Raw genomic sequence first — 7,380 nt, forward strand, 5'->3', positions numbered from 1 at the left:
AATGTTGCAGTTGATCTTGCAATCGAGCAACCATTTAGTAATCAACTAAGTGGTTGTTTGTTTTTAATAGATAGGGAATTTGATGGGTTTAAGGGAGTTAAACGATAATTTAGTTTATTAGTCTTTTATAGTTGCTTGCCCGTTCATAAGTAATGGGAGAAGGAAGTCTCTGAGTTTGATAAGAGATTCTATTTCAAGATTATTTTGCTCTTGTTTAAATATTAAATTGTTCAAAATATTAAGATAATAAGCGTTATCTGGAATGAAAACTTGAATGTTTTCTATATCGTTTTTTGTGATAAATTTTATAATTGACCCGGTAGAATTTCTTTTTAAAGAATTAACACTATATAAAGATGATAAATACAAGATAGCGTATTGATCTTTTTTAGGGGTTAATATGTATGTTCTTTGATATGCATTAAATTTTCCGGTATAGTGCTTAACACCGAAGTTCCCGTTTCCTGAAATTATTACAGAAGATTGATCAAATGAGTATTGATCGCAAAACAATGAGTTGTCAGCACATGTAAAAAATTTGTATTTTCCATTTACATTCGAAAAATTTGCATTTTCTTTGCCAGTAGTTATTTCAGCTATATTTTTAGCAAGGGATAAATTGCCTTTAATTTTGTTATTTTCTATCGAATTCATTATAACTTCAAAAATCAAACGCATCTGCTTCTCTAAATTATCGTTTACTTAAGTATTTTATGTAATTCCATAATAATAAAATCAAAAGAAGCAAATAAGAATCATTTAATATTATTTTTATTTATAGGAGTAATAATGAAAGATAAATTTATAAATAATGTTATGCAAAAAATGCAAACATCCTTAAATAATAAACAAATGCAACAATTAGAAACAATCTTGAATTTTGAGCTGTCAAATCTATTAAATGAACACCAAGAAGTAGATAAAAATGATGATGAAATTGTAGGATTGTTTATTGATGCTAAAAAATTAGAGGGGTGTTCACATAACACTATGAAATACTATATTTCAACAATTGATTTGCTGTTAAAACACCTTAATAAACCTATTAATGAAATTGACACAAAAGATTTAAGAAACTATTTATCAACATACCAAGAACAAAGAAATTCGACAAAAACAACGATCGACAACATCAGAAGAATTTTATCAAGTTTCTTTTCCTGATTAGAAGATGAAAATTACATCATTAAAAGTCCAGTACGAAGAATTAAAAAAGTAAAAACCCCGATTACAATAAAAGAAACTTATTCTGATGAAGAATTAGAAATAATGCGTGATAATGTAGATAACAGTAGAGATCTAGCTATGATTGACATGTTAGCATCTACTGGAATGAGAGTGGGAGAATTGGTAAAATTAAATATTGAAGATATTGATTTTAATGAAAGAGAGTGTATAGTTTTAGGAAAAGGAAATAAACAAAGAATAGTCTATTTTGATGCTAGAACTAAAATACATTTAAAAAACTATTTAAACTCACGAAATGATCAAAATAAAGCACTTTTTGTAACATTAAAAGCTCCATATAATAGAATTAGTATAAGTGGTGTAGAGTCAAAACTAAGAAAAATCGGAGAAAAACTAAATATTAAAAAAGTGCATCCTCACAAATTCAGAAGAACACTTGCGACAATTGCAATAGATAAAGGAATGCCGATCGAACAAGTTCAAAGATTGCTAGGACATGAAAAGGTAGACACTACACTAAAATATGCAATGGTAAAACAAAACAATGTTAAATTAGCTCATCAAAAATATATAGGATAAAAAGGGAATTATATGAGTGAATGAAAAAAAGTAAATATTGGTAATCTTGGAAGAATAGTTACTGGAAAAACCCCTAAAACAGAAATTGATTCTTATTATGGTGGCGATATGCCATTCTTAACACCATCTGATGATTGAACATTTAAGTATGTTAACAACACGAAGAAATATATAACTGAAGAAGGTAAAAACAGTGTAAAAGGATCTCTTTTACCACCTAATGCAGTTTGTGTTAGCTGTATTGGTATAATAGGAAAAGTTTTGATAACAACACAAGAAACTGTTACAAATCAACAAATAAATTCAATCATTGTTGATGAAGAAAGATACGATGTTGATTTTATATATTATGCTATGGTTCAATATTCAAAAATATTAGAATCTTGCAATCAAAGTTCAACAGTAGTACCAATTATAAATAAGAGTACATTTTCAAAATTTGAGATTTTATGCCCAGCACTAAGTGAGCAAAAGAAAATTAGCAAGATTTTATCTATTATTGATCAGAAAATAAACCTAAATAATCAAATAAACGATAATTTAGTTTACTAGTCTTTTATAGTTGCTTGTCCATTCATAAGTAATGGGAGAAGAAAATCACGAAGTTTCGCTAGTTCCCTATTTTCGTTTGCTATATACATTAATTTTTGAAAAATATGGATTGTAGCTTGTCCAAATTGCTTTACAACTTCTTCCGAGTAAGCAAAATTGAAGTCATCTATATGGGCATTATTTATAACTTTTTGTATAGAACCAGTTGAAATTATAGTCATTTTTTTATTAAGTGTACATAGTGTCAAATAAATAAAAGGAAGTTCAATATGTGAATTTGCAGTATATGCCATTGCAGCTCTACCTAAAGAAATAGTGTGATCTACCACACATATATCTCCGATTTTCCCTGCTATTGAAATAAGAATATCATTTTTATGAGAAAGACGCTTGCTGTTATCTGTTTTAGCTTGACAATCAACAACAAAGCCACCCTTCATATCTCCAGCACCAGAACAGTAATCAAGAAGATTCTGTCCTTGTGTCGTTTTGTCTAAAATGTTTTTTCCATCAGGGCATTGTCCCCAAGTGATAGATGAAATCTCTTTGATGTTCTTATTCATCCAGTTTGCTGGAATATGACGTTTTAATATCTTATTTCATACCATCTGACCACCAACTGATTTATATGGTTTACCACCTTCATTTGGAAAATCAAATTGTAAAAAATAGTAGTCATACAAAAATTTCATTTGTTCGTATAAATTATCGTTTATTTTATTATTTATAGAAATTTTACTATCTATACTATCTAGTATATTTGAAATTGAATTTTGTAAAAATAAACTCGGAAAATCAACTTCAAAATTTACCAAATCGGCTTGGTAAAGATGATTAATTGTACTCCCTTCTGCTTTATTATTTTTTATAAATTTTTTGAAAATATCGCTTTTTAAAAGTTGATATAAATATCTTGTGTTTATGACTTCTGGTTTAGTATTTCTCAACACGAAAATACCAGATGCTACAGTTGTTTTACTATCTAGTTGTTCTACATATCCAATTTTACCTAAAGTTCCATCCTTTGAAATCAGAATATCATTTTTTTGCAACATTATTTCTGGGGATTCTTCGTATCTATCCTTACTTATATAACCCGCTTTGTTCCAGTTAATTTTTTCATTTTCTAAAGCTGAAGCATTAATAATTCTATATTCACTTGAATCTAAATATTCAGATTTTTTTAATCCTTTCCACCCAACTCTACCTTTCAAATATAATTTTTTTCCAATACTTATCCTACTCATACTTCACCTTTTTTAATTGCTCCATAATTTCTCTTTGAAGTCGATCGCTTTCTTCAAATAATCCTCGCAATTGGGTTTTATACTCATTCATCTTGGCTTCAAATTCTTCAGCAGTAATGTCAACATAATCAATCTTAATATCAAAATATCGACCAGCAGAAAGTGAATAGTTTTTCTCTTTTATTTCATCATAGCTAACAGCAATTGAAAAATCATCAATTGATTCTTTATTTTTAAAAGTGTTGATAATTAAATCAATATCTTCATTTAAAAGCCTTCTCTTTTTGTTTTTTCCATCGTTATAATCTTCACCTAGTTTTGAAGCATCTATTAAGATGACTTTATCATGATCTCTTGCATTATCAAAAAATAAAACAGAAACATTAGTACCTGTATTTGCAAAAACATTAGATGGCATACTTACACATCCATAGATTATTTTATCTTCAACAATCTTTTTAAGAATTTTTGATTCTATCCCAGATTTAGAAGTAATAAACCCAGTTGGAATAACAATAGCTCCCTTTCCAACTTTAGGCTTTAAAGAGTTAATAACGTGTTGAATAAATAAAGTGTAAATAGCCATACTTTCTTTCTTCTTAGCAGGTATATTTGGTACTCCTGCTCAAAATCTAGTAGGCATTGCTGCTATCTTCTCTCTTGTTTCTGAAAAATCCATTTTAAATGGTGGGTTTGAAACAACAAAATCAAACGTTCTTAAATCATTTCCATTATCATTTTTGTGATATGGAGCAATTAAAGTATCTCCTTGAATTATATTATCTAATGAAGATATCAATCCATTTAAAATAAGATTTAACTTAAGCATTTTGTTACTTCGTTGTGAAATGTCTTGAGCAAAAATTGAACATTTGTTTTCACCAATTTGGTGTGAAAGGGCCATAATTAATGTCCCAGTTCCAGCTGATGGGTCATAAATTTCAATACTATGATAATCAGCATTTTCATCAACCAATAATCTAGCCATAATTTTAGCTATTGATTGAGGGGTATAATATTCAGCATATTTACCACCACTATTTGTATTATAATCCTTAATTAAATACTCGAAAATTTCAGCAAAAAAATCATAATGTTCATTAAATACTTCTTCAAAAGAAAAATTAACTAATTTATCAATCAACGCTCTTGCAAAATTAGAGCGTTCATTCTCATCTGTGACATAATTCGTTAATTTTTCAAAAATTGGAATTCTTGTATTTTGGACTGTTTGAGTTGCAAAAATATCTTGGTTTTCAGAAGCAATATCGACCATTGTCTGATCGAAAATCTTTGCAAAATTAGCTTTATTTTGTTGATTTCATAAATTTGAAATAAGATGTTCTGGGTAGAGAAGAGGAACATTTGGACCTAGTTCATCTAATAAATCCAATCGTTGATTTAAATCCATTTGGATGTATGTTTCTTCTCATTTTTCTGCATTTCGTAATTCATTTGAAATTTGTTTTATTTCATACCCAAATTTATCATTTAAAAATTTATATAAGAAAACTTGAGTAATTATTTTATATTCATTACCATCATTACCAAGACCATAAACTTGACAAGTGGATTTTAATTCGTCAATTAACTTCGTTGTTTTTTCTTTAACACCAAGATTCATTATTGTTCTCCTGTATATTTGTTATTTGTTTAGTTATAGTTAATTCCGTTGCATTAATTGATGTATTCGGTTTTGATTTTGGTTTCAATAAATTTTCGGTCTTCGCGGTTAATATCTAAATTAAGTTCGTCGACAGCTTTGACCACAATTTGTGATATCAATCGCTCGAAGTAAGATTCGTTTTTCAAAAGATCATTTTTATCGTGGATTTTTTTATCTGTTTCTTCTTTGATGTTCTTTAATAAAAGGTGAATTTGTGTGTCTGTTAAAGATAAATCACCTTTAATTCTTTTATGGATACGAGCATACTTAATATCGTTATATTTCTTAACTAAAACTTCATTCCTATTTTGAATTTTTTCTAATTGTTTCAATAAAAAATCAAAAGTATTATTGAATTCATGATAATCTTGTTTATTAGAAACACAAAAGCCCTTTTTGTTTAAAAATTCTATAAAAGCTTTCCGAAGACTAATAAATTCTGGATCCTCTTTATCTTCATTTTTATTAATTATAGACATTATTTTTTGATGTTTTTCCTTTAAAACTTCTTCGGAAACGATAGTGAGTTCATATTCGTTTGATTTTTCAAATTTAAAGTCAATACCAAACATCAGTTCATTAACAAAAAAGTTTACATCATTACTATTTTCAATTGCTTTTTTTTGATTAATAATATCAATTCGTTTTGAGATTATAGATATCATTTGTGCTAGATTATCAATTCTAATAGTGTTGAACTGCTTCTTAAGTTGATCGTTTCCGAATGTTTTTACAATATTAAAAGAATCTCTAGCATTTAATAATGATTTCTTTAATTTTAACAACTCTTCTTTTTCTTCAACTCTTGATATTTCTTTTGAAAAATCTTCTAGATTATCTGTTGTATATTTAAATATAAGTTCACGAGAGTTTTCAATATTCGCTATTAGTTTACTAGGATCTTCTAATATATCATTATATGTATCAATTGAGATATTAATATCAGCATCATTAAATCGATTTAATTCTTGCAGATAAGCAGCATTTGTTTGTTCGAAATTTTCTTTAATATCAGCAAAATCAATAATATAACCATATCTATTATCTTTGTATGGCCGATTAACACGCGTAATTGCCTGTAATAAGTTATGATCTTTTAGTTTTCGTCCTAAATATAAACGTTTAAGTCTAGGGGCATCAAAACCTGTTAAAAGCATATTATAAACAATCAATATATCGACTGTCATATTCTTTTTAAAGTCGTTTATAATTCGTTTTCTTGTTTCTTTATCATAAACATTATGTAGTATCAAATCAACTTTAAGATTTGATTTTCTAGTAGATTGATTATTTAATTCTGTTTGTGATTGTTCGAAAAGATTGAACAACGTTTGTGCTTGTGCAGCAGTTTCACAAATGATCATCGCTCCAATAGTATTATCGTTATTTCGAATTCTGAAATCATTTAAATCATTAATAATATATTTAGTCAACTCTTTTATATATGATTGATGCTCAATGATATAAGACTTTTTTATGTCCTTCTTTTGAACCAATCGATCTAATTCATTATATATTTTTGTTAATTTCTCTTTATAAAAAGTTTGAATATCTTCTATTATTATTTTTAAAGTATACCCATCTTTAACTGATTTATCATAGTAGTATGTATGGATATAATCTCCGAATATTTTTCATGACGCTTTTTCTTCTTTTAAAAGGGGCGTACCTGTTAGTGCAATCTTAATTGCATTTGGGTCGGCGTTGAATAAATTAGATAGAAAACTACCTTCTGGTTTATATCCGCGGTGGGCTTCATCAATAATAAAAACGCGTTGAAGGTTGGTTGCATATTTTGGCAATTCAACTCTAGTGTTATCTTCAGCAAATCTTTGGATATTAACGACCGTTATTTCTAAATTACCACTATTCCCTTCCTTTGAATTATAATTTCTGAATTGTTGCATTAACTCTTCTCTAGTGTTAGCTGTTTTAACTAATAATCCCCTAGATTCAAACTCTTGTTTACCTTGCTCAAGTAAATCAATCCGGTCAACGATGAAATAAAATTTAGTAACTTTATTTCTAAATGCAAAATAATCATTGATATATCTAGTTAAAAAATATGATAAAGCAGTTTTCCCGCTTCCTTGCGTATGTCAAATTATCCCGGATTTTATGTTTTTATCTAACTTTTCTTTAATTGCT

General features: G+C 27.8%; 6 protein-coding genes. 2 read left to right on the forward strand and 4 right to left on the reverse strand.

The window, feature by feature from the left end; all coding sequences use genetic code 4:
- Positions 1–117: 117 nt before the first annotated feature.
- Positions 118–678 (reverse strand): restriction endonuclease subunit S, encoded by a 561-nt coding sequence (locus tag UDIV_RS00320; protein ID WP_038101603.1) that lies wholly within the window; start codon positions 676–678, stop codon positions 118–120.
- Positions 679–789: 111 nt separating this feature from the next.
- Between UDIV_RS00320 and xerA the strand changes: the two genes are divergently transcribed.
- Together xerA and UDIV_RS00330 are read left to right on the forward strand one after the other, a co-directional pair.
- Entirely contained in the window at positions 790–1,767 is a 978-nt protein-coding gene (xerA, locus tag UDIV_RS00325) for a site-specific tyrosine recombinase/integron integrase (RefSeq protein ID WP_038101605.1), read from the forward strand.
- A 12-nt stretch (positions 1,768–1,779) separates the two neighbouring features.
- Entirely contained in the window at positions 1,780–2,319 is a 540-nt protein-coding gene (locus UDIV_RS00330; RefSeq protein ID WP_038101607.1) for a restriction endonuclease subunit S, read from the forward strand.
- Here UDIV_RS00330 and UDIV_RS00335 read toward each other — a convergent pair.
- The 3 genes from UDIV_RS00335 to UDIV_RS00345 all read right to left on the reverse strand — a co-directional run.
- The gene (locus UDIV_RS00335) at positions 2,316–3,566 is read right to left on the reverse strand and encodes a restriction endonuclease subunit S (RefSeq protein ID WP_038101610.1); all 1,251 of its coding nucleotides are present in this window, start codon (positions 3,564–3,566) and stop codon (positions 2,316–2,318) included. The two genes, UDIV_RS00330 and UDIV_RS00335, sit on opposite strands and share 4 nt — an antisense overlap.
- Positions 3,559–5,190 carry an HsdM family class I SAM-dependent methyltransferase gene (locus UDIV_RS00340; RefSeq protein WP_038101612.1) on the reverse strand — a complete coding sequence of 544 codons (1,632 nt, stop codon included), beginning with the start codon at positions 5,188–5,190 and terminating at the stop codon, positions 3,559–3,561. Before UDIV_RS00340 ends, UDIV_RS00335 begins: the two co-directional genes overlap by 8 nt.
- 53 nt (positions 5,191–5,243) lie before the next feature.
- Positions 5,244–7,380: DEAD/DEAH box helicase family protein (locus UDIV_RS00345; protein ID WP_038101614.1), on the reverse strand; the 2,137-nt coding region annotated here is incomplete at its 5' end.

It is taken from the genome of Ureaplasma diversum NCTC 246 (genome assembly GCF_000731915.1).
In the GTDB taxonomy this organism is placed as follows: Bacteria; Bacillota_I; Bacilli_A; order Mycoplasmatales; family Mycoplasmoidaceae; genus Ureaplasma; species Ureaplasma diversum.